The sequence below is a fragment of the Paraburkholderia nodosa genome (assembly GCF_001718195.1).
GTDB lineage: Bacteria > Pseudomonadota > Gammaproteobacteria > Burkholderiales > Burkholderiaceae > Paraburkholderia > Paraburkholderia nodosa_A.
This window is the reverse complement of record NZ_MCNV01000052.1, coordinates 1-21,693: the sequence shown is the minus strand read 5'-3', so window position 1 is coordinate 21,693 and position 21,693 is coordinate 1. Positions and strand designations below refer to the sequence as shown.

At 65.0% G+C, this 21,693-nt stretch carries 20 protein-coding genes and 1 pseudogene; 4 read left to right on the top strand and 17 right to left on the bottom strand.

Going from position 1 to position 21,693, the window contains the following annotated elements:
- Positions 1–303: 303 nt before the first annotated feature.
- Positions 304–1,128 carry an alpha/beta hydrolase gene (locus BFD71_RS38035; protein ID WP_069269328.1) on the bottom strand — a complete coding sequence of 275 codons (825 nt, stop codon included), beginning with the start codon at positions 1,126–1,128 and terminating at the stop codon, positions 304–306.
- Between the two features lie 344 nt (positions 1,129–1,472).
- Between BFD71_RS38035 and BFD71_RS38030 the strand changes: the two genes are divergently transcribed.
- Positions 1,473–1,826 carry a DUF4148 domain-containing protein gene (locus BFD71_RS38030; protein ID WP_069269327.1) on the top strand — a complete coding sequence of 118 codons (354 nt, stop codon included), beginning with the start codon at positions 1,473–1,475 and terminating at the stop codon, positions 1,824–1,826.
- A gap of 30 nt (positions 1,827–1,856) precedes the next feature.
- Here BFD71_RS38030 and BFD71_RS38025 read toward each other — a convergent pair whose 3' ends face one another.
- The 6 genes from BFD71_RS38025 to BFD71_RS38000 form a co-directional block, all read right to left on the bottom strand.
- On the bottom strand, positions 1,857–3,440 hold the full coding sequence (locus tag BFD71_RS38025; RefSeq protein WP_069269326.1) for a TolC family protein: 1,584 nt from the start codon (positions 3,438–3,440) through the stop codon (positions 1,857–1,859).
- Entirely contained in the window at positions 3,427–5,463 is a 2,037-nt protein-coding gene (locus tag BFD71_RS38020; protein ID WP_069269325.1) for an FUSC family protein, read from the bottom strand. The genes BFD71_RS38025 and BFD71_RS38020 overlap by 14 nt, the downstream gene beginning before the upstream one ends.
- A complete protein-coding gene (gene mdtN, locus BFD71_RS38015) occupies positions 5,444–6,496 on the bottom strand; it encodes a multidrug transporter subunit MdtN (RefSeq protein WP_069269324.1) in 1,053 nt (350 codons plus the stop codon). The genes BFD71_RS38020 and mdtN overlap by 20 nt, the downstream gene beginning before the upstream one ends.
- Position 6,497: 1 nt before the next feature.
- Complete coding sequence (locus BFD71_RS38010) at positions 6,498–6,785, bottom strand: hypothetical protein (protein ID WP_069269323.1); 288 nt, start codon at positions 6,783–6,785, stop codon at positions 6,498–6,500.
- 161 nt (positions 6,786–6,946) lie between these two features.
- Positions 6,947–8,353 (bottom strand): heavy metal sensor histidine kinase, encoded by a 1,407-nt coding sequence (locus BFD71_RS38005; protein WP_069269322.1) that lies wholly within the window; start codon positions 8,351–8,353, stop codon positions 6,947–6,949.
- On the bottom strand, positions 8,350–9,027 hold the full coding sequence (locus tag BFD71_RS38000; protein ID WP_069269321.1) for a heavy metal response regulator transcription factor: 678 nt from the start codon (positions 9,025–9,027) through the stop codon (positions 8,350–8,352). Before BFD71_RS38000 ends, BFD71_RS38005 begins: the two co-directional genes overlap by 4 nt.
- 319 nt (positions 9,028–9,346) lie before the next feature.
- Between BFD71_RS38000 and BFD71_RS37995 the strand changes: the two genes are divergently transcribed.
- The gene (locus BFD71_RS37995) at positions 9,347–11,062 is read left to right on the top strand and encodes an alpha-keto acid decarboxylase family protein (RefSeq protein ID WP_083245730.1); all 1,716 of its coding nucleotides are present in this window, start codon (positions 9,347–9,349) and stop codon (positions 11,060–11,062) included.
- Positions 11,063–11,142: 80 nt separating this feature from the next.
- Here BFD71_RS37995 and denD read toward each other — a convergent pair whose 3' ends face one another.
- The 9 genes from denD to BFD71_RS37950 all read right to left on the bottom strand — a co-directional run bounded on the left by denD (position 11,143) and on the right by BFD71_RS37950 (position 19,786).
- Entirely contained in the window at positions 11,143–12,132 is a 990-nt protein-coding gene (gene denD / locus BFD71_RS37990; RefSeq protein ID WP_069269320.1) for a D-erythronate dehydrogenase, read from the bottom strand.
- Between the two features lie 51 nt (positions 12,133–12,183).
- Complete coding sequence (gene otnI, locus BFD71_RS37985; protein ID WP_069269319.1) at positions 12,184–12,972, bottom strand: 2-oxo-tetronate isomerase; 789 nt, start codon at positions 12,970–12,972, stop codon at positions 12,184–12,186.
- 28 nt (positions 12,973–13,000) lie between these two features.
- Positions 13,001–13,657, bottom strand: coding sequence for a 3-oxo-tetronate 4-phosphate decarboxylase (gene otnC / locus BFD71_RS37980; protein ID WP_069269318.1), 657 nt, complete (start codon positions 13,655–13,657; stop codon positions 13,001–13,003).
- Positions 13,654–14,976 (bottom strand): 3-oxo-tetronate kinase, encoded by a 1,323-nt coding sequence (gene otnK, locus BFD71_RS37975; protein WP_069269317.1) that lies wholly within the window; start codon positions 14,974–14,976, stop codon positions 13,654–13,656. Before otnK ends, otnC begins: the two co-directional genes overlap by 4 nt.
- A gap of 20 nt (positions 14,977–14,996) precedes the next feature.
- A complete protein-coding gene (ltnD, locus tag BFD71_RS37970; protein ID WP_069269316.1) occupies positions 14,997–15,887 on the bottom strand; it encodes an L-threonate dehydrogenase in 891 nt (296 codons plus the stop codon).
- Positions 15,888–15,956: 69 nt separating this feature from the next.
- Positions 15,957–16,661 carry a FadR/GntR family transcriptional regulator gene (locus BFD71_RS37965; RefSeq protein ID WP_069269315.1) on the bottom strand — a complete coding sequence of 235 codons (705 nt, stop codon included), beginning with the start codon at positions 16,659–16,661 and terminating at the stop codon, positions 15,957–15,959.
- 127 nt (positions 16,662–16,788) lie between these two features.
- Positions 16,789–17,103, bottom strand: a complete 315-nt coding sequence (locus BFD71_RS37960; protein ID WP_069269314.1) for an AtuA-related protein — start codon at positions 17,101–17,103, stop codon at positions 16,789–16,791.
- Positions 17,090–18,463: an acyclic terpene utilization AtuA family protein gene (locus tag BFD71_RS37955; RefSeq protein ID WP_069269313.1), complete on the bottom strand. Its 1,374-nt coding sequence runs from the start codon at positions 18,461–18,463 to the stop codon at positions 17,090–17,092. The genes BFD71_RS37960 and BFD71_RS37955 overlap by 14 nt, the downstream gene beginning before the upstream one ends.
- 18 nt (positions 18,464–18,481) lie before the next feature.
- Complete coding sequence (locus BFD71_RS37950; protein WP_069269312.1) at positions 18,482–19,786, bottom strand: CitMHS family transporter; 1,305 nt, start codon at positions 19,784–19,786, stop codon at positions 18,482–18,484.
- Between the two features lie 98 nt (positions 19,787–19,884).
- On the opposite strand from BFD71_RS37950, the gene BFD71_RS37945 reads away from it, so the two are divergent.
- A complete protein-coding gene (locus BFD71_RS37945; protein ID WP_069269311.1) occupies positions 19,885–20,781 on the top strand; it encodes a LysR family transcriptional regulator in 897 nt (298 codons plus the stop codon).
- 104 nt (positions 20,782–20,885) lie between these two features.
- Here BFD71_RS37945 and BFD71_RS42645 read toward each other — a convergent pair whose 3' ends face one another.
- On the bottom strand, positions 20,886–21,104 hold the full coding sequence (locus tag BFD71_RS42645; protein WP_256095105.1) for a BON domain-containing protein: 219 nt from the start codon (positions 21,102–21,104) through the stop codon (positions 20,886–20,888).
- Between the two features lie 427 nt (positions 21,105–21,531).
- Between BFD71_RS42645 and BFD71_RS42640 the strand changes: the two are divergent.
- Positions 21,532–21,693, top strand: a pseudogene (locus BFD71_RS42640) (IS110 family transposase); the annotation flags it as partial.

Here is a 21,693-nt window from a genome sequence, read left to right as displayed (position 1 = left end):
TCGCGCACCAACCGCGGCATCGAGGTGCGTAGCCATGAGCGTGCGCCCGGCACGAAGAAGACGCGCGAGTTCACGCAGGCCGACATGGAGGCCGTGATCGTAAACCTTGCGCAGCGAAAGACGCTAGCAACGCAGCCATCCAGACCTGGCCAGCGGACTGCCCGGACCCGCTGAACAGGCACAAGCGCCCTGCTGCTTCAACCGCTGGCCTTCAGCACTGCAGGAACATCAGACCGGGGAAGAGATGCGACATCTGTATTTAGCCCGCAGTACGACATCTGTATCTGGCCGGGACATTACTTGTCACAGCTTTTTTGTAATGTCTGATTCTGGCTCATTAGTGATGTCCGATTCCTGCCCTGGTTGAGCCGCCTGTTCGATCAACGCGGCCACTTCCTTCGGATGCGACTCATAAACCGAATGGCTGGCGCCATCGATTTCCACCGTCTGTGCATGAGCGCGCTTCGCGTACATGCGTTCGAGGTCCGGGTTGATGATCTTGTCCGCCTTCGCAACCAGATAGAACGTAGGCTTGATCTTCCATGCCGGATCCGGGATTTCCGACGCGAATACACCTGCCGCGGTCGGCATTTGCTCATGCGCCTCGAATTCAGCCTGCGTAATCGGAAGATCGGCTGCGAAATCGCGCGGATAGTCGACGGGATTCAGGTACAGATAGTCGTCGGCTGTCTTCACGATGTCCTCATGGGGCGTCGCATTCGGATAACGCTTGCCATTCGAGACTTCAGTCTCGCCGACATCGAGCGCATGCGCGGCAATGTAGACGAGCGACTTCACATGTTCGTCGTTGCCCGCCTCCGTGATGATCGCGCCGCCGTAGCTATGGCCGACGAGCACGCACGGTCCATCCAGGCTATCGATGACGCGCTTCGTCGCCGTCACGTCGTCCTTGAATGACGTCAGCGGCTCTTGCACGAGCGTCACGTTGTAGCCGTCCTTCGTGAGAATGTCGTACACCGGACGCCATCCGGCGCCACCCACAAACGCGCCATGCACGAGGACGACGTTCTTGATGGGCGCGGCCTGCGCTGTCGTCGCGGCACCGGCAACCAGGCAAAGCGCCGCTGCAGCATGAGCAACGGCAGAACGGAAGGAAGGGAAAGACATGGCAGCTCCTTGGAATGACGCGGTGTGAACGAATCGATTGACAACACGGCCAGTCTAAAAAGCTGCCTCGAACGAGAGGGTTACCCGGTCATTACGAAATAATGACGTGCCCGCGCCGGGCCATCCAATCAAAGGGACGGATGATTCGTTATTTTCTTGTAATCACCGGGTAACCTTGGCGACCGAAGCGCCTACCTACACTGCAACCACGCAGTAACGCCTTGCCCCGCTTAGCCATGTTTCAAGTCGCTCGGTCCTAAGCCTGTCTTCGCGTCTATGCACAGTCGATGCTGCGGCTTTCCTTCCCGACTCATCCGCTCTGCGGATATATAGGAGTATTGATCATGTCCAGGCTTCTTCTCAGCATTCTCGTCGCGGCTTCTGCGGTCGCCGTCCCGGCATATAGCTTCGCGCAGTCCACTCAACCGCTGACCCGCGCCGAAGTGCGTGCGGATCTCGTGCGTGTCGAGCAGGCCGGATACAGCCCGGGCCGCGGCGACGACATCGACTATCCGGCTGACATTCAGGCAGCCGAGGCCAAGGTCGCAGCGGCACAATACGCGCAAGCTTCGGTGCAACGCGACATGGGTGGCGTATCGATGGCGGGCAGTTCGGCCGCGGGTTCTCGTACGCATACGCCCGCACCGACCACCTGTGTGGGCCCGGCCAGCTTTTGCATGACGTATTTCGGCAGCTGAACGCCGGCGCAGCGTATTTAGTGGCTCTACCTACTGAGACGGCTCGCCTACCATGGACGGCGAGCCGATCTCGCCCGTTGCCAGCGCGAGTGTCGCCGCGGCAGAAAGCGCGGCGCTGTAGCTGTCGGCATACGCGTTCTGCGCGGCGAGCAGCTGATTCTGCGTGAGGAGCGCGTCGGTGATGGTGCCGACGCCGTGCCGGTACGCGGTGAACGCCGCGTCGTAAGTCGTCTGCGCGGCCTCGACCAGTGCCTTCGCGGCGTCGTTCGACGCGAGGCTCGTCGAAAGCCCGTTCTGCGCGGCAACGATCTGCCGGACGGCTTCTTGCCTCGTATGGGTCAACTGCGCGGACGCACTGTCTGCATCGTTGCGCGCCTGCATCAGCACGGCGGAGCGCAAGCCGCCGTCGTATAGCGGAATCGTCACGCCGAGGAATATGCTGCCGCTGCGGCGGCTGCCGTTCAGGTTCACCGTCGCCGCCTGATCGCCGACCGGGGGAATCGCCGTGATCGACGTCGTGCCGGTGCCATACGCGGCCGCGGCGGAGAGAAATATCCTCGGCATGAAGGCGGATTCGGCCGCGCGGATCTTCGCCTGGTTGGCCTGTTCCAGCGCATAGGCGCCCTGCACGTCCGGCCGCCGCGCAATCGCATCGGTCACGATTTCATCGACGCTCTGGTGCAGCGCCGGCGTGAGCATACGCGCCGGCAACGGGGCGATCAGCGGTTTCGACAACGGCGAGATGCCGAGCGCCGAGACGAGGCTCAGATAGCTGTCGCTCAACGCGCCGTCCGCCTGCACCTTCAGAAGATTGGCCTGGGCGCGGTTCTGCGTGGCCTGTGCGACCTCGACGACTGTGCCCACGCCCTGCTTTCGCCGTGCGCGCGCGGCGCTGAGAATGCCGTCCGCGTTGTCGAGCGCCTGCTGCGCGGTATGCTCCCGCGCGCTCGCGGCTGCGTACGCGTAGTACGCGATGCTCACGTCGTGGATCACGTGCTGGTGAACGGACGTGAAGGCGACGTTCGCCGCCACGGAAAGCTGTTTGGCCGCATCGACGCGCGCACGACGGCCGCCGAAGTCGAATAGTAGCCATTGCAGCGAGAGTACCGAAACCGTGCCGTGAATATTCGAGTTGGTCGATGTGGTGCCGAGCAGCGGCGTCGATGCGGCGCCGCTCGCCGCCTGGTATCCGCCCATGGCGGTCGCGGTGAGCTGCGGCAAGTAGGTGGTCTTCGCGATGCCCGCCGCGAGCGCCGCATTGCGCGCGTCGTTCCAGGCGATGCGCGTGAGCGGGTTCGTCGACTCCGCTAGATCGATCAGCTCGGGCAGCGTGTACGCGTGGTTCGCATCGAGCGCCGCCGCGGGTTCGATCGAAGCGAGCGCGGCGCTGCGCGGCAACGTGTAGCCCGCCTGCGTCGCCTCGCTGGCGCTGCGCGGCGGCCCGGGCACGATGTTGCCGCCGGCGTCCGTCTGCGGCTGCCAGGGGCGGTCCGGCGCCGCAGGTGCGAGATCGATCGACGACGTCGCACAACCCTCGAGTCCCGATATAGCCAATGCGGCAGCCAGCGTGGCGGCCAATACCATGAGCCGGGGCGTCGGTTCAGGGGCGCGCATCGGTCGTCGTCTCCGTGGCCGAAGCTGGGCGCGTGATCTCGGCGATCTGTCCGAACCGCCTGGCGATGACGCTTTGGAGCGCATCGAGCGCGGGGTCGGCCGTGCGGTCCTCCGTGGCCCCGATGTCTCGCGTCTGCATGTCGGCGGCAGGCTGTGCGGCTTGCCCGTGCGTGTCGTCGCCGGCAGCGAGGCGCTCGGCGATCTCAGCCAGCCGCGACGCGCCCGCGCGCCCTGCCGCCAGGACCAGCGGCGCCTCCAGCGCCTCGATTTCCGCAAGTGCACGCCGCCGGCTCGCCACCCACTCCGGCTCGGGACGCACCCACGAAGGCTCGTAATGGATCAGCCCGATATCCTGGCGCAGTCCGCCGTACTGGGCGAGCGCGCCTGCCGCGAGCGCGCTGCGCGTGCGGGCGTCCGCGGCGCGCGCGATGCGGCTCCATTGCGCCACGAGCGCCTTGAACGTCGCGTCGATCCGGCTGGCGATGCTCACCGGCCAGACGCGCGTGAAGACCAGATAGATCACGACGTTGCCGATCAGGATGCCGATCACGCGGTCGCGCGCGAGCGTCAGGTCGAACGCGGGCGCCGCGCCCTGGATCACGCACAGGAAGAACGCGAACGCGATCTGCATGCCCGCGTAGGCGATCCGGGCGGAACCCATCGCCACCCACGCGGCCAGCCAGGCGCCCGCGAACACCAGCGCCATCAGTTCGCCCACCGAGGTCAAACGCGGCGTGACGAACACGATCGCCGCCGTGCCGAGCAACGCGCCGACGAGACAGCCCGCAATGCGCAAGGTCAGCTTCTCGACGGTTTCGGCCGTGGTGCTGAGCGACACCATATAGCAGGTGATGAAGCACGTATGAATGCCCTGCCAGTCGAGTTGCTGGTACAGCACGTAGCAGAACATCGCCGCCGCGGTAGTCTTCAGCGCGTAACGGACGTGATCGGGGTTCGAGAAGGCATCGGCGTCGAAAAAGCCGCTGCGTGCAGGAGGCTCGGCGGTTTTTTCGGGAGCCGGAACAGGCGCGGCGGCGCCTTCCGCAGGCGGCACCGCGAAGCCCTCCAGCGCAGCGCGCAGGTCGGCAAGCACGAGCGCCGGTAGCGCGGCTCCCTCGGGCAGGTGCGGCATATCGAGCTTGACATCCACGGGATAGCCGCCCGCCTCCAGCATCGCGGCCATCTGCGTCATCGTTGCGGCAAGCTGTGCCGCACACGCGTCGGGCAGGCGCGCGCCGGACTCGCTCGCCGCAAAATCCGTCGCGACCAGGATCGCCGTGGTGGACGCCGCCGCCTGGCGCAGCGCCGCGCCGTCGGCCGGCACCAACGTGCCTTCGAGCGTCGAGAGCTTCAGCCACGTGAGGATCTGGTGATCGCCCTCGCGCATGCACGCTTCGAACGCGGCGCGCTCCTCGTCGCTCGCCGTGCCAGTGAGGCGGTGCGCAGCGAGCCTCAGGCGCCGCGCAAGCTGCGCGGTAGCAAGCCGGCGCGGCGACGGTGCGATCACGAGGTTCACGACGATCGCCACGCCGATGGGAATCGCAACCATCAGCCATGCGTACATCAGGCCACGCGTCGCCGCTTCGCCAAGCGGCGCGAGGCCGAGTTCGTCGAGCCCGAAGCCGACGATCATCGCCAGGATCGCGCCGATCGGACGAAGCTTGCTTGCCGACGTGGCGAATAGCAGTCCGAACGACAGGAGCGCCATGCTCGCCACGCGCAGCGGCGGCTGGTCGATCGTGAGGATCGCGAAGATCATTACGATCCCGATGATCACGGTCACGAGCAGCATCAAGGCGAACGACATGACCACGCTCGTCATGCGGTCGGGCCGGTTCAGGAAGAACACGATATAGACGGCAGTCGCGGCACCGGGCGTGCCGTAGCCGACCGTCACGAGCGCCGTGAGCGCGCAGATCAGCGCGATGCGTGTGACGATCGCGGCGCGGCCCGGAAACGGCGCGAGCAGCCTGGCGATTTCCCGCGGACCGGGCCGCCTGATGTCACCGGCAAGACTGGCCATGCCGGACCTCGACGATCGCACTGGCGCCGATGCGCACCAGTCTGTTGACCGGCGCGTCGATGCGCACGCGAACCGGGAAGCGTTGCGCCACGCGCACCCAGTTCACCGACTGCTGCACGTAAGGCAGGCTGCGCGGCAGGTTCACGCGGTCCGTGTCCATGATGCCCGCGCCGATGCCGATCACCTTGCCGCTCATTGGCTGTCTGCGGTCGATCATCGAGTACACGGTGGCGCAGTCGCCCACCTCGATGGCGCCGAGCGCCGTCTCGCGGAAGTTCGCCACGGCAAACCATTCGCCCGAGTGAACCAGCGTGAAGATGGACTGGTTCGGCGCGACGGTCTCGCCCGCGAGGATCGTCAGTCCCGTCACGTAGCCGTCGAACGGCGCGCGTACGACCGTATCGTCGAGGCCGCGCTGCGCGATCGCCAGCGCGGCTTCGCGCGCATGCAGCGCCGCGATCGCGTCGGTGTCGTCGCCTATCGTCTGCGCAGAGGAACGCTGCTGCACCTTCGCCTGCGCGAGCGAGACGCTCGCGTCGCGCTGCGCCACGACCGCCTGGTCGAGTTGCTGCGCGGACACATAGCCTTGCGCCTCGAGCGGCCGCAGGCGCTCGAGGCTGCGCGTCGCGAGGTCGTAGTTGTGCGTCGCACGACGAGTCTGGTCGGCCGCGATCGTCGCGTTCGACGTCTCGCCGATCAGCGTGCGGCGGCGCGTGGCGAGCGAGGCGCGCGCCAGCTCGACTTCGGCCTGCGCCTGCGCGACCGCGAGCCGGTACGGCACCGGATCGATTTCGAACAGCACGTCGCCTTTGGCGACATGCTGGTTCTCCTCCACGGGAACACGTATGATGCGGCCGCCCACCGGGGACGCGACGTGGACGACGTCAGCGTCGATGGACGCATCGTCGGTGGACGGATAGCGCGACGAGCGGTCGTACGCGTACCAAAGCGCCGCGGCGCCGAGCAGCACGATCACGACGGCGATCGCGCGACCCTTCCATGCATGTCGAGGATTCTGGCCGGCCATTTTCATGTCAGAGCTGCCCCGTTCCCCACAGCCAGACGAGCACCCCGGCGACGATGCCGATCGCGGTGCAGACGGAAAGCTGGTACGGCACCACGCGAATCCAGCCAGTCGAGATGAACACGCGATGCGCGACGAGCGCGCCCACGATGCCGATCATGGCGCTCACGAGCCAGTACGGAAAGTACGCACCGAAGAGCGACCAGGACGGCGCACCGCGGGCCACGCAACCCGCAAGCGGCATGAAAGCCACGAATGAACAAACGAGAGCGAGTCTGGGCCATGTACGTTGTTTCATCGTTTCTTCTACGCTTCATGACTGGGCTTCATGACTGGAATAGATGCTGAATTCCACTCGTACCGGCAACCCACGCGCGCATCGATGGGTTGCGTCCCGCATTCCCCAATTCACGGCAGCCCATCATAGCGCGGTTTGTCGCACCGCCGCCCCTGGGGCGCCTACTGGCTGCGCCGCTCGCGCTGCCGCGGGAACACGAGCGTAAAGCGCGTCACGCCGTTGCTGCTGGATGCTTGCCACGTGCCGCCGTGCAGCAACATGATGCTGCGCACGATCGAAAGCCCTAGCCCGCTGGACTCCGACGAGCGGTGCCGTGACGGATCGGCCCGATAGAAGCGGTCGAAGATCCGTTCGAGATGATGCGGCTCGATCGTCGGTCCGCGGTTTTCGACATGGAGCGTCGTGGCCTCCGGTCCTTGCTGCGCCACGGTCGAGATGGCCGTACCCGGCTCCGCATACCGCAAGGCATTCGCAAGCAGATTGCCCAGCGCACGGCGCAGCAGATCCGGATCCGCGCATACGTGGCCTTCGCCGCGCCATTCGAGGCTCACGTTGCGGTCCTCCGCGAGACCTTCGAAGTACTCCTGCATGCGCTCGAATTCCACCGCGAGCGGCACGTCCTTGCGCTCGATGGCGTTATCGGCCTGCTCGGTGCGCGCGAGGAACAGCATGTTGTCGATCATCTTCGACAGGCGTTGCAGCTCCTCGTAATTCGAACCGAGTAGCCGTTGGTAATACGCGATGTCGCGCGTCTGGCTCAAGCCGACTTCGGTCTGCCCGAGCAGATTGCCGATGGGCGTGCGCAGGTCGTGCGCCATGTCGGCCGATACCTGTTTCAACTGGGTGAACCCGCGCTCGAGCCGGTCGAGCATGCCGTTGAATGCGGCGATCAGTGCGTCGAGTTCGGGCGGCGTGGCGCGCTGCTCGATGCGCGTCGAAAGCGTGCTGACACCGATCGCCCCGGTTTGCGCCGCGAGAACACGCAACGGCTGCATGTTGCGGCGCGCGAGGACGAAAGCGAGCAAGGCGACGATAGTTGCGCCAGCGGAGGCAAATAGCAGTATCTGGTTGCGATATGCCCGCAGCAATTGCGTACGCTCGGTCAGCAAGCGGCCGGAGATGATCTGCAGGTCCTGTTTCCCAGCTACGTCGTGCGCCGCAGCGGCGACGTAGATGAACGGCGTCCCATCGGCCGCAACCGTATGCTGCACGGCGCCGAGTGTGAGCGGCATGTCGACCGGCACCGGCTTCATGTCCGGCACCGCCCGGTGACCGGGATTCACCGTAATGAGCGGCGCTTCACCCGGAAAGCCCACGATCAGCAGCGATTCCGTATTGCCGAGCATGTTCGCGAAAAGATGGGGCTTGTCGCGTATCAGCTCGCGCACGTCGACATCGTTCATCAGCGTGCGAAGCTGGTCCACACGCGTCACCAGCGCCGCGTCGTCGCGCACGATCAACTGCCGCTCCAGCCCGCGATACAGCAAGGTGCCGAGCAACGCCATCGCGGTAAAAACGATGAGCGCGTATAACACCGCAAGGCGCGTGGTGAGCGAAAGCCGCTTCATGCTTCGTACTCGAAACGGTATCCCACGCCGTGAATCGTATGAATCAGACGAACCGGGAACGGGTCGTCGATCTTCTGCCGCAGCCGGCGCACCGCCACATCGACCACGTTGCTGTCGCTGTCGAAGTTCATGTCCCAGACGCGCGAAGCGATCAGGGCGCGCGATAGTACCTGACCTTGATGCTCCAGAAAGAACGCCAGCAGGTTGAATTCCTTGTTGGTGAGCGTGAGGCGCGCGCCGCCCCGGTCGACTCGCCGCTTCGGCACATCGACCCGCAGATCCCCGACTTCGAAGACCTGCTCCTCCTGCTTTTGTGGCTGGCCGCGCCGCAGTATGATGCGGATACGCGCCAGCAACTCGGCAAACGAGAAAGGCTTGACGAGATAGTCGTCGGCGCCGAGATCGAGGCCCTTGAGCCGGTCTTCTAGCGTGCCCCGTGCGCTCAGGAACAACACTGGAGTCTTGATGCGGGCACCGAGCTTCTTCATGACGGTCCAGCCGTCCATCTCCGGCATCATCACGTCGAGCAGGATCAGGTCGTAAGCCATCTCCTGTGCGAGGTGCAGCCCGTCGATGCCGTTCGTGGCCACGTCCACCACGTAGCCGGCTTCCGTCAAGCCGTTCTGGATGTACTCGCTGGTCTTGGCTTCGTCTTCGATGACGAGAATTTTCATGGCGTCGATCCCTGCACTCTCATGCGCGTGTCACTGATTCTGTGCTCGTTTTGCGCCCCTATGCCAGCCAGGCGTGATAGCAGTCTAGGCAGTGCGTTCCAACAGGGCCGTTACTCAATCATTACAGAGAAATGACGAAGTGCAGCGTGTTCTCTCCCTGATATTTTTTTGTAATGGCCCGGTCACGCTGCTGTTTTTGCCCAGTGCCTAGACTGCGAATCCGTTGTACCGCAGACCGACTTGCGCGGCACCGTTTCCGCGGAGTGCGATGGATCACCGGTACCGCACATTCCTCCAATGACCCACTAAGGAGTCCTCCATGGAAGCCACGCACAACACGGCAAAACTCACCCAACGCATGACGATTGGCGACTTCCTGTTGCGCCGCCTCGAGGAAGCCGGCATTCGTCATTTGTTTGGCGTCGCTGGCGACTACAATCTCGCGCTGTTGCAGCAACTCCACGATACCGGTGCGCTGGAATGGGTCGGCACCACGGGCGAGTTGACCTCCTCTTATGCCGCGGACGGTTATGCGCGGCTCAACGGCCTGGGCGCGCTGCTCGTCACGAACGGGGTCGGCGCGTTGAGCGCACTGAACGGCGTGGCCGGCGCCTACGCCGAGCACGTCCCCGTCATCTGCATCAGCGGTTCGATCCCGCTGCGCTCCATCGATCGCGGCCTCGGCATGCATCACACCATGGCCGACGGCAACTTCGACCACTTCCTGCGCGCCTATGCGCCGGTGACGGTCGCCCAGGCGAGGATCACGCCGCGCAACGCCGTCGTCGAGATCGACCGGCTGATCCTCACCGCCTGGCGGGAAAAGCTCCCGGTTTATATGGAGCTGCCTTCCGACATCGCCTACCTCGAGATCGAGGTGCCGGCCGCGCCGCTCGTTCTTGCCCACGTTCCGAGCGATCCGGAACGGTTGCAAACGTGCATCGCCGCGCTCGCCCAACAGTTTTCCGCAGCAACGGCACCGGCGATCCTCGTGGATACGGACGCCGACCGGTTCGGCGTCGCCCCCGAACTCGTGGCGCTCGCGGAAAAGCTCCAGGCCCCGGTCGCGGTGATCAACGCCGCCAAGGGCGTGATCGACGAATCGCACCCGCAGTATGTCGGCATCTACGCCGGCAACGGCAGCGAGCCTGGGGTACAAGAGACGATCGAGAGCAGCGACTGCCTGCTCGCCGTGGGCTACCGGCCGATCGAAGTGACGACGGGCGATTTCTCGGCAACGCTTCCGGCCCGCACGATCCACGCGCGTGCGCACGCCGTTGACATCGGCGAAGACAACTATCAGGCGGTGACGCTCAAGGAGGTGCTACGGGGCGTGATCGATGCCATCCCGCTGGTTGCGACGCGCGTGCAAGGCCCGGTCGACGCGCCGGCCGCCCGCATGCACGTCGAGGCTGCCGCGAAGCTGACGCAAGCCGCCTACTGGCAGGCTGTCCAGGATTATCTGCGGCCCGGCGACGTCCTGTATGTCGACAACGGCACGTCGTTTTCCCTGCTCGGCCTGAAGTTGCCGCCGGGCTGCACGTTCATCGGATCGATCAACTGGGGATCGATTGGCTATTCGGTCGGCGCCCTGCTCGGCGCGCTGACTGCGGCGCCCGAACGCCGCCACGTGTTGCTCATCGGCGATGGTTCGTTCCAGGTCACGGCGCAGGAGTTGTCGACCATTCTGCACCACGACCACAAGCCGGCAATCCTGCTGATCAACAATGGCGGCTACACCATCGAACGCGGCTACCTCGGCAAGACCGAGCCCTACAACGACATCGCGAACTGGGCCTACGCGGAACTGCCGAAAGTGCTCCATCCGGGCGCCGCCGTGCAGTCGTTCGTGGCCAGGACCTGCGGGGATCTGCAAAACGCCCTCGCCGCGCCGAACGACAGACTGGTTTTCGTCGAATCGATCATGGACGCCTGCGATGCGCCCGCGCCGATCACGCGCAGCAGCAATCTGGGCGCCGAACTCGACTACGGTCCGCGCGGCCCGCAGCACCGCGAGGGGCTCCAACTGCGGTAAAGCAAGAACGCCGCCTCGCAAAGACTCAGGTCTGCGATGGCGGCGCGTGTTGTTTCTCGCGCAAGAAGCCGGGCACGCAATCAATGCTGCGCAATCTTCCCGCCGAGTTCATCGTCGACGAACGCGCGCACGATATCCTTGAACGACGCGTCGCCTTGCAGGCCAAGCTGGGTCGCGCGTGCAATGTCCCACTGCGCGGGCCAGCTGCCGACGATCTTCTCCACACGCTCATCCGCCTTCCATTCGATCCGTGCCGCGACGGCATCGCCCGCCACGTCGCGCAGCGCGGCGATCATCTCGTCGACCGTCACCGAGACGCCCGGCAGATTCACCGTGCGCCGGTTGCCGAGCGCGGCGCCGTCGACCTCGCATCCGGCAACGAGGCATTCGATGGCCTTGCGCGGCGAGAGCAGCCACAGCCGCGTCGAACCGCTCACCGGGCACACCGTCGGCTCACCGTTGAGCGGCTCGCGAACGATGCCGCTGGCAAACGAGGACGCCGCTGCATTCGGCTTGCCTGGGCGCACGCTGATGGTCGGCAGACGCAGCGCGCGGCCATCGACGAAACCGCGCCGCGAGAAATCATTGAGCAGCAACTCGGCGACGGCCTTTTGCGCGCCGTACGACGACTGCGGATTCAATGCGGTGTCGTCGTGGACGACCTCGGGCAGTTCGCCGCCATAGACGGCGACCGAACTCGTGAACACGACGCGCGGCCGATGCCCGCGCTCGCGGCACACGTCGAGCAGCAGCCTCGAGGCGTCGAGATTGATCCGCATGCCGAGATCGAAGTCCGCTTCCGCCTGGCCGCTGACGATCGCCGCGAGATGAAAAATCGCCGCCGTCTTCTCGTCGATGATGCGTTCAAGCACGCTGCGCTCGGCAATGTCGCCGACTTCCACCCGCACGCGTTCGTCAGCCGGTCCCGGCGCCGCGACGACGTCGAGCAGCACCAGTTCGGTGATCGGCTCGCGCTGCCCGTCCGCGCCCTTCAGTTCGCCGCGTGCGAGCAGCTCGCGCGCGAGACGCTGGCCCAGAAATCCCGCACCGCCCGTGATCAGTACTTTCATGTCGCTGTGGTTCCTCCAGTGTGTCCGTCGAATGCGCTCAGGTCTGTGCGCTCAGCTGCGCGCCTTCACGTACGGCCTGATCCATCCAAGCCCTTCCGATGTGCCGGCGCGCGGCCGATATTCGCAACCGACCCAGCCGTCGTAGCCAAGTGCGTCGATCAGCGAGAACAGATACGGGTAGTTCACTTCGCCAAGATCCGGCTCGTGCCGCTCGGGCACGCCCGCAATCTGGATATGCCCGATGCCCTTGATGTCACGCTTGAGCTTGACGGCGAGATCGCCTTCGACAATCTGGCAGTGGTAGAGATCGAACTGCACTTTCAGGTTCGGCGCACCGACTTCCGCGCAGATCGCCTGCGCGTCGTCTTGCCGGTTCAGAAAGAAGCCGGGAATATCGCGTGTGTTGATCGGCTCGATGACGACGGTAATGCCGTCCGCCTGGGCGGCCTGCGCCGCATAGGCAAGGTTCTTCAGATACACCTCGCGATGCGCGGCGCGCGATTGCTCCGGTTTGATCAACCCGGCCATCACGTGCAGCTTGTCGTTGCCGAGTACACGCGCGTATTCGAGTGCGGTCTCGATACTGCGGCGAAACTCGTCCTCGCGGCCCGGCAGCGACGCGGTCCCGCGCTCGCCCGCCGCCCAGTCACCCGGCGGCGCATTGAACAGCGCTTGAGTGAGGCCGTTGTCGTCAAGACGCTGCTTGATGTCGGCGGCCGGAAACTCATAAGGGAACAGAAACTCCACAGCCTCGAAACCGTCGCGCGCGGCAGCAGCGAAGCGGTCGAGAAACGCGTGTTCGTTGTACATCATCGAAAGATTGGCGGCGAAGCGTGGCATCGAAGCGACTCCTTGAATACGGTAAGCGTTACCAGCGCGCGCCGAACACCGTGCGCAACTCCTCGAGCGCGGTGTCGTCGAGCGGCGCGGGGCGCGGGTTCGTCATCAGCCACAAACGCGCCGTCTCTTCCAGTTCTTCGATTACGTACGAAGCCTGCGAAACGGAACGCTCCCACACGACCGGCCCGAGCCGCTCGAGCAGCACGCCGCGCACGCCATCGGCGAGCGAGGCGATCTGTTGCGCGACTTGCGGATCGCCAGGACGCCGGTAGCGGATCAGCGGAACGTGCCCGACCTTCATGACGTAGTACGGCGTGATGGGCGGCAACACGTCGGCGTCGCTCCAGACGCCTGCGAGCGTCAGCGCGACAAGGTGTGTCGAATGCGTGTGCACGATGCCGCGCGCTTCACGGTTACGCTCGTAGACGCCGCGATGCAGCGCCAGCGTTTTCGACGGCTTGCCGCCCGAAACCGCATTGCCGTCGAGGTCGACCTTCGCGATCTCCGCGGGATCGAGCCGACCCAGGCAGGCATCCGTCGGCGTGATGAGCCAGCCGTCGTCGAGCCGCGCGCTGATGTTGCCCGCGCTGCCGACGGTGTAGCCGCGCTCGTAGAGGCTCGCGCCCGTCACGCAGATTTCCTCGCGGACTTTCGCTTCGCTGCTCGTGTGAATGGCCGCCGTCATTTCGCACCTCCGTCGAGCATATGCAGCGCCTTCGCGAAGAAGTCGACTGCGCCGAAGTTGCCGGACTTGAGCGCGAGCGCAAGTGGTTCGGCCGCGATGGTGGCGGTGGCGGGCACGCCTGGATCGATCTGCTTGCCGATGCGCAGCATGTCGACGCCCAGCGCCTGCACCACCGCGCCCGAGGTCTCGCCGCCCGCGACAACGAACTTGCGTACGCCGAAATCGCGCAGCCCGCGCGCAATCGACGCGAGCGTGCGCTCGACCAGTTCGCCGGCTTGCGCCACACCGAGTTCGCGCTGTGTCGCCTTCACCTCGTCGGGCGATGCCGTCGCGTAGATCAGCACGGGTTGCTGTGCCGCGCGCATGTGCTCGCGCGCGAAGGCCAACGCTTGCTCGACGACGGGCTCGCCGCGCGCCGCCGCAAGCGGGTCGATGCGGAACGCGGGACGCGTTTCGCGCCATGCGGCCACCTGGGCATTCGTCGCCTTCGACGCACTGCCCGCCAGCACCGCCGACGCGCCGTCGATACGCGGCAACTCGCCTGCATCGGCGGCATCGGCGAGCAAACCGGCGCGGCGGAAATTCGCGGGCAACCCGAGTGCGACGCCCGAGCCGCCCGTGATCAGCGGCAGGCCCGCGCACGCCTCGCCGAGCGTGTAGAGATCGGCATCCGAGACGGCATCGGCGATTGCCATGCGCACGCCGTCGGCCCGCAGCGCGCCGATCGAGGCGTGCACGGCTTGCGCGCCTCGCGCCACGGCGTCGTATCTCACGAGACCGACTTTCGAGCGCGTCTGACGTTGCAGCACGCGCACGAGGTTCGCGTCCGTCATCGGCGTAAGCGGATGATGCTCCATGCCCGACTCGTTCAGCAGCACGTCACCAACGAACAGATGCCCGCGATAGATCGTGCGGCCGTTTTCCGGAAACGCGGGACAGGCGATGGTGAACGGCACGTCGCCTTCGATGGTCGACAGCGCGTCGAGCAGCGCGTCGGCCACGGGCCCGATGTTGCCTTGATCGGTCGAATCGAAGGTCGAGCAGTACTTGAAGAAGAACTGGCGGCAACCTTGCGCGCGCAGCCATTCGAGGGCGGCAAGCGACTGCGCCACGGCGTCGGCAGCAGCGATCGTGCGCGACTTCAGCGCGACCACGAGCGCGTCGGCTTCGATGCGCGTGTCGGCGCCGGGCACGCCGATCGTCTGCACGGTGCGCATCCCGCCGCGCACCAGCATGTTCGCGAGATCGGTCGCGCCCGTGAAATCGTCGGCGATGCAGCCGAGCAGCGGCTTTGCGGCAGAGGCGTTCGTGTTTGTCATGTTGTTGCACCCTTCCCCGCTCAGCGCTTCGCGGGCACATCGATGCCCGGGAAAATCTTAATCACGGCCGAATCGTCTTCGCCGCCGTGACCTGCCGTCGAGGCCATCATGAACATCTGATGCGCAGCCGCCGACAACGGCAGCGGAAACTTCGAGCGTCGCGCGGTATCGAGCACGAGGCCGAGATCCTTGACGAAGATGTCGACGGCCGACAGCGGCGTGTAGTCGCCGTTGAGAATGTGCGGCACGCGGTTCTCGAACATCCACGAGTTGCCGGCGCTGTGCGTAATCACGTCGTAGAGCGCATCGGGATCGACGCCTTCGCGAAGACCGAGCGCCATCGCCTCGGCGGCGGCGGCGATGTGCACACCCGCGAGCAACTGGTTGATGATCTTCACCTTCGAGCCCGCGCCATGCTGCTCGCCCAGCCGGTACACCTTGCCCGCCATCGCGGCGAGCACGTCCTCGCACGCGGCATATGCGGCGGCGGGCCCGGACGTCATCATCGTCATTTCGCCCGATGCCGCGCGCGCCGCGCCGCCCGATACGGGTGCATCGAGCAGTTGCAGGCCGGCCGCTTCCACACGGCGGCCGAGGTCGATCGCGAAGTCGGGCGCAACCGTCGCGCACGCAATCACGACGCCGCCCGGCTTCATCGAATGCACCGCACCCTGCTCGCCGAACAGCACCGTTTCCGTTTGCGCGGCATTGACGACGAGCGTGACGACCACGTCGCACCGCGCGCCAAGCTCGGCGGGACTCGCGCAGGCCGTGCCGCCGGCGGCCACGAACTGGTCGAGCACTTCGCGGCGCACGTCGCATGCATGGACGTTGAAACCGCCGCGCAGCAGCGAACGCGCGACACCCATGCCCATCGCGCCCAGACCAATCACTCCGACATTTCTCGACATACCTTTTCCTCTACGAACAGGGCCGCAGACAGTGCGCCGCGGATTGCGCGAGCGAATGCATCTGCGAACTCAGCCGATACCGGCTTCGGCCAGACGGCGCGCCGCGTTGTACATGTGGGTTTGCGCGGCATTGCGCGCGGCCATCGGGTCGCCTGCGCGGATCGCGGCGGCGATCGCGGCGTGTTCGTCGCGCACCTGCCGCGAGAAGTCCTCGCGCAGCGCCTCGTTGCGGCGCGTGATGACCGTGCCCGCTTCGAGGTATTGATTGAGAAACGTCAGCGTCTTCAGAAAGTACGGATTGCCCGTCACGCTGGCGATCGCGCGGTGAAACGCGACGTCTTCGGCAACGCCGTCGCGGCCTTCGGCGACGGCCTCATCGATCTTCTTGAGTGCGGCGTCGATCGCCACCATGTCGGCGTCGGTGCGGCGCATGGCGGCTTCCGCCGCGACTTCGGCTTCGATCGCGCGGCGCACCGCAAGGATCTGCAGCACCGAGCCGCCTTCCATCGCTTCCGCGTAGTCGATGCGCAGCGGCCGGATCGCGCCATGCGCGGCCACGTACACGCCGCTGCCCTGACGCGGCTCGACCACGCCTTCGTTCTTCAGACGCGAAATGGCCTCGCGGATCACCGTGCGGCTGACGCCGAACTCCAGGGCGAGCACGGCTTCCGTCGGCAGCTTGCCGCCGCGCGCGAACGTGCCTTTGTCGATCTGTGCGAGCAGCTGTTGCGCGACCGTGTCGCTCAGCGCCCGGTTGGGAATCTTCTCGAACATATCAGCAGATTTGCCACGTCATAAGGTCATCATACAAATTTTGGGACATGGGTCTGCATTGGGGAGAACCCTTAAAGCTAACCCCGGGTGTCACACGGCGCCTTTCGGAAAGCGCGCCGTCATGCGGTCATTCAGGAAGGTCGTCTATTTCGAGATCGAGGAGCGCCATGCTCATCGACTTGCCGTGCGCATCCAGCGCCAGCGAACGCGTCACGCCCCCACCCAGCGCGTTGCCGAGCACGAAATTGAACGCGTCGAGAAGCGGTAGTTCGTAGCGCACGACCTCGCCTTTGACGACGTCGGCGAGATGCGCCTTGACGCGCTCCGGCGTCAAGACGTTGTGCAGATGGGCGTAGTGCTTCGCGTCGTAGCAAATCACCGAGATGTTCAGCGTATTGCCTTTGTCGCCAGTGCGGCCATGGGCCAGTTCACGCAGTTTCATCGCTTGCCTCGACAACCTGGAATACCGGATTTACCTGTTCGCGTGGCAGCAAGACAGACTGCACGGCGAGCACCTCCCGAGTCGATTTCGTGACGCCCCCGCCGCCCGCAGGTCCGTTGGTGTAGAGCGTTTCGACCTCGTTGCCGATTCGCGCCGCTTCCTTTGCGTTCGCCGCGCGCCCTGCCACGCGAACGCGTACTTCGTACGGCGCGTCGTGACGTGCCGCGAGGGCGTCGCCATAGAGCGCATTCACGCCGATCAGGTCAAAACGCAGTTCGCTCGTGTCGACGCCCGTGGTCGCGAGGCGCTCCCGCACGATGTCGAGCGCAAGTCGCGCACGTTCAACCGCGCCCGGTCCGCCGTAGGAAATCTGCCCCTCTCCGATATAGCCATCGACATACGCGACCGATACCTTCAGTGTTCCCGTACGTGTACTGCCGCGCCCGCCGGTCACGCGCACGCGGTCTTGCGCCTCTTCCTCGACGCGCACCCCGCTGAAGTCAGCGACGACATCGGGCTGAAAGTAGCGTTGCGGATCGTGAATCTCGTAGAGCAATTGTTCCTTGCATGTCGCCTCAGTCACGCGGCCGCCCGCATGCGGCACCTTCGTCACGACGACGCTGCCATCGGCGCCGACTTCGCCGATCGGAAAGCCTAGCCGCGCGAGATCCGGCACGTCCTTGAAACCGGGATCGGCGAAATAGCCACCTGTCACCTGTCCCGCGCACTCGAGCAAATGGCCGACGACGGTCGCCTGCCCGAGCGTGTTCCAGTCGTCCATGCGCCAGCCGAACTCGTGAATGAGCGGCGCGGCGAACAACGACGGGTCCGCGACGCGACCCGTGAGCACGATATCCGCGCCCGCCGCGAGCGCCTCGACAATCGGCGCTGCGCCGAGATACGCATTTGCCGAAACGATGCGGTCCGTGTAGGCGCTGACATCGTCGCCGGACTCTTCGAAGCGCAGTTGGGAACGCAGGACGACATCGAGCACATCGTCACCGGTAACTGCGGCAATCTTCAGTCCGCTGAGTCCAAGTTCCTGCGCAATCCGCGCCGTCTTGATCGCCGCCGCGCGTGCATTGGCCGCGCCCATGTTCGAAATGATGCGTACGCGGTTGCGCACGGCGACCGGCAGTACGGCGCGCATGCGGGCTTCGAGCAGCGGATCGTAGCCGAGAGCGGCATCGTGACGGCGCGTTTGTTGGGCGATCGCGACCGTGCGTTCCGCGAGGCATTCGAACACGAGGTAGTCCAGCGCGCCATGCTCGGCGAGTTCGACAGCGGGTTCGATGCGGTCGCCCGAGTAGCCTGCACCCGCGCCTATCCGTACGCGCCTTGGTGATTCGGTCCGGTTCATGACTTCTGCCACTCCTCTTTACAGCGGAAACACGCCCAGCACGACGCACGCGATCGTCATGACGATCGACGCGCCGAACAGCAGCGGAAACGTGAACTTCTGATGATCCGCGAGATCGATTCCACACAGGCCGACGACGAGAAACGTCGCGGGCGTGAGCGGGCTCACGGGAAAACCGGTGGTCATCTGGCCGAGCAGCGCGGCCTGCCCGATGTGCACCGCCGGCACGCCGAGCTGCGACGCCACTTCGGCGATCACCGGCAGCACGCCGAAATAAAACGAATCGGGGTCGAAGAGCATCGAGAGCGGCATCGACAGCACGCCGAGCACGACCGGAATGTGCCCCGCAAACGCAGGCGGCACGAAACCGACCGCGGCCTGCGCCATCGCCTTGAGCATGCCGCTGCCCTGCATGATGCCGGTGAACACGCCCGCTGCGAGCAGAATGCCCGCCATCATCAGCGCGGCGCGCGCGTGGGCGTCGATGCGCTTGCGCTGCATGTCGACGTTCGGGTAATTCACCATCAGCGCGACGCACAAGCCCACCATGAACATGATCGCGGGCGGAATTTTCTCGCCCATCACGACCATCGTGCCGAGCACGACGATCGTCAGCACGATGTTGAACCAGAAGTGCTTCGGGCGGCGCAGCGCCTGTTCCTCGGGTGTGAGCTCGCGTTTGGGTAGCGGAACTGTGCCGCTGGCGGAAGAATAGCCGAGGCGCTTTTCCTCGCGCCGGCCGAGCCACCAGGCCATGCTGAACACGAACACGAGGCCGATCGCCTGGACCGGAATCAACGGATTGAAAAGCGCCGAAATCGGCAGATGCAGCGACGCCGATGCGCGGATCATCGGCCCCGTCCACGGCAGGAAGTTGATGCCGGCCGCCATCGAAACGGCCGCCGCGAGCACGCGCTTGTCCATGTTCAGGCGCTCGTATAGCGGCAGCATGGCCGGGATGGTGACGAGAAAGCAGACCGCGCCCGAGCCGTCGAGGTGAATGAGCAGCGCGAGCAGCGTCGTGCCCACCACGATGCGCGTCGGCTTGGTGCCGACCGTGCGCAGGATGCGGTCGATGATCGGATCGAGCGTGCCCGCATCCGTGATCGTGCCGAAATAGAGAATCGCGAACACGAACATGCCGACGACCGGCGCGAGGCCTTTCAATCCGTCGATGACGAACTTGCTCGTCTGAAAGCCGAATCCGCCGATCAGCGACGCGACGAGCGGCACGATGATGAGCGCGACGAGCGGCGACATACGTTTTGAAAGAATCGCGGCCAGCAGCACCACGATCGTCACGAGCCCCAGCAAAGGCAGCATGTTGTGTCTCCAGTCTTGTCTTTTAGTGCGGACCAGCGTAAGTTCGGCGCTTCAATAACGCAATTGAAATGAATTGATCGTAGCAATCACAGTTCGTTATGGATCTCAATCTACGCGACATTCGTGCTTTCGTGACCGTGGCGCACGCGGGCAACTTCACGCGCGCGGCGGCGCGGCTGCATTTGTCGCAGCCCGCGCTGACCGTGCAGATTCGACGCCTCGAGGAAACGGTGGGTGCGCGTTTGTTCGATCGCAACAGCCGCAGCGTTGCGCTGACCCAGACGGGCCGCGAATTGCTGCCTATCCTGACGCGATCGCTAAGCGATATGGAGCAGGCTCTTAGAGATGCGCGCGCGCTCGGCGACGGGTCGAGCGGCACAGTGCGACTCGCGTGCCTGCCGACCTTCGCCGCCAGCGCGCTGCCCGAGTTGATCCGGGCGTTTCGCCAGCGCGTGCCACAGGCGCGGTTTCAGGTTCGCGATGTCGTCGCGAGCGCTGTCAACGCGCTCGTGCGCAATGAAGAGGTGGATATCGGTCTGACGGGCGGGCACAGCGTCGATGCGACGCTCGATGTCCTGCAGACGGGCGAAGACCGGCTGGTGATCGTGTGCCCGAAGACCCACCCGCTAGCCCGCAAGCGCAAGGTGACGGTCGACGACTTCGCTTCGATGCCGCTCGTGCTGACCGCGCCGGGAACGAGTGTGCGCGCTGTCGTAGACGCCGCGCTGGCGAACGCCCGTTGCACGCCCGATATCGCGTGCGAGCCGATGTACATGATGACCGCCGTTGCGATGGTGCGCGGCGGCCTCGGGATCTCGGTTCTTCCGGAGTCCGCGCGCGAAGTGCACGCGGAGCGAGGTCTCGTTATGCGGCCGATCGATGATCCGGCATTCGTGCGCCCGATTGCGCTTGTCAAGAAACGTGGACGGACGCTGCCTCGTGTGACGGAGGATTTTGTCGATACGGTCGATCTTGGGGGCAAGGCGGCGGGGTAACGCGGCCTACACGTAGCGGTCGGCCCTCTGCACTGTCGTTCCGAAAATGGTGAGCAGTCGTTCGCGCTTGTCTGGTATGGGTGTGCCGTCCCAATCGGTGCGGCTCAACGACCGCCGCCGTGCCCCGTTCGTACCGTTAAACGATTCGAAACCGCTCTGACGCCGCGAACTGATCTTGCCGCGATACTGGCCCGCTCGATCTGCGAGCGCTGTGGTACCCACCCAGTCAGCGTAACGATGCCACCGCGCACCTGTACGTGAATATTCATGGAGTTCACCCCAGGATTGCGCACGAGGGCCCGACGGACGTCGCCAGCCAGCATGGCATCGGACCTCCGTCGCGGCGCGGACGTCGCAACCGCCGCCGTTTGCGCGGACGTGTCGACAGCTGGACTTACGCCTGTTTGTGCGCTGGCACGGGGCACGCCGCCCGCGATGGCAAATGCCAGCGTGACACAAACGACTTGTCCTCCAAGGCGACTTCCCATGCTCCCCCCCAGTGTCGACTTACGAACGGCACCTCGCGACGAATGTTCTCGCGCGAGCCCAACAGCGTGCGCAACGCCAGGACGGACACCCGGCGTGCTCATACGTGAATGTCGTCACTGCTCAATATAGACAGTATGACTTTCGCTGCGCACGAGGCTGACCGCCGCGCGGAGGTGAAACGCGGGTTAGCACGAATGCCAGAGCCGCAAGAGTATGGTCTAAGCCAATACTCAACAGCCTGTTTCCGGCACGGAGGTCAGCGTGAATAACGATAGCACGGTGTTTGTCGGCCTGGATGTTCACAAGGATTCGATCGTGGTCGCGTATTCTGTCGGGTTTGGCGAAGTAGAGGCCCTCGGCAAGATTGCGCCTCGAGCCAATGATATCGATCGCTTGTGCAAGCGCATGCAGTCAAAAGCATCG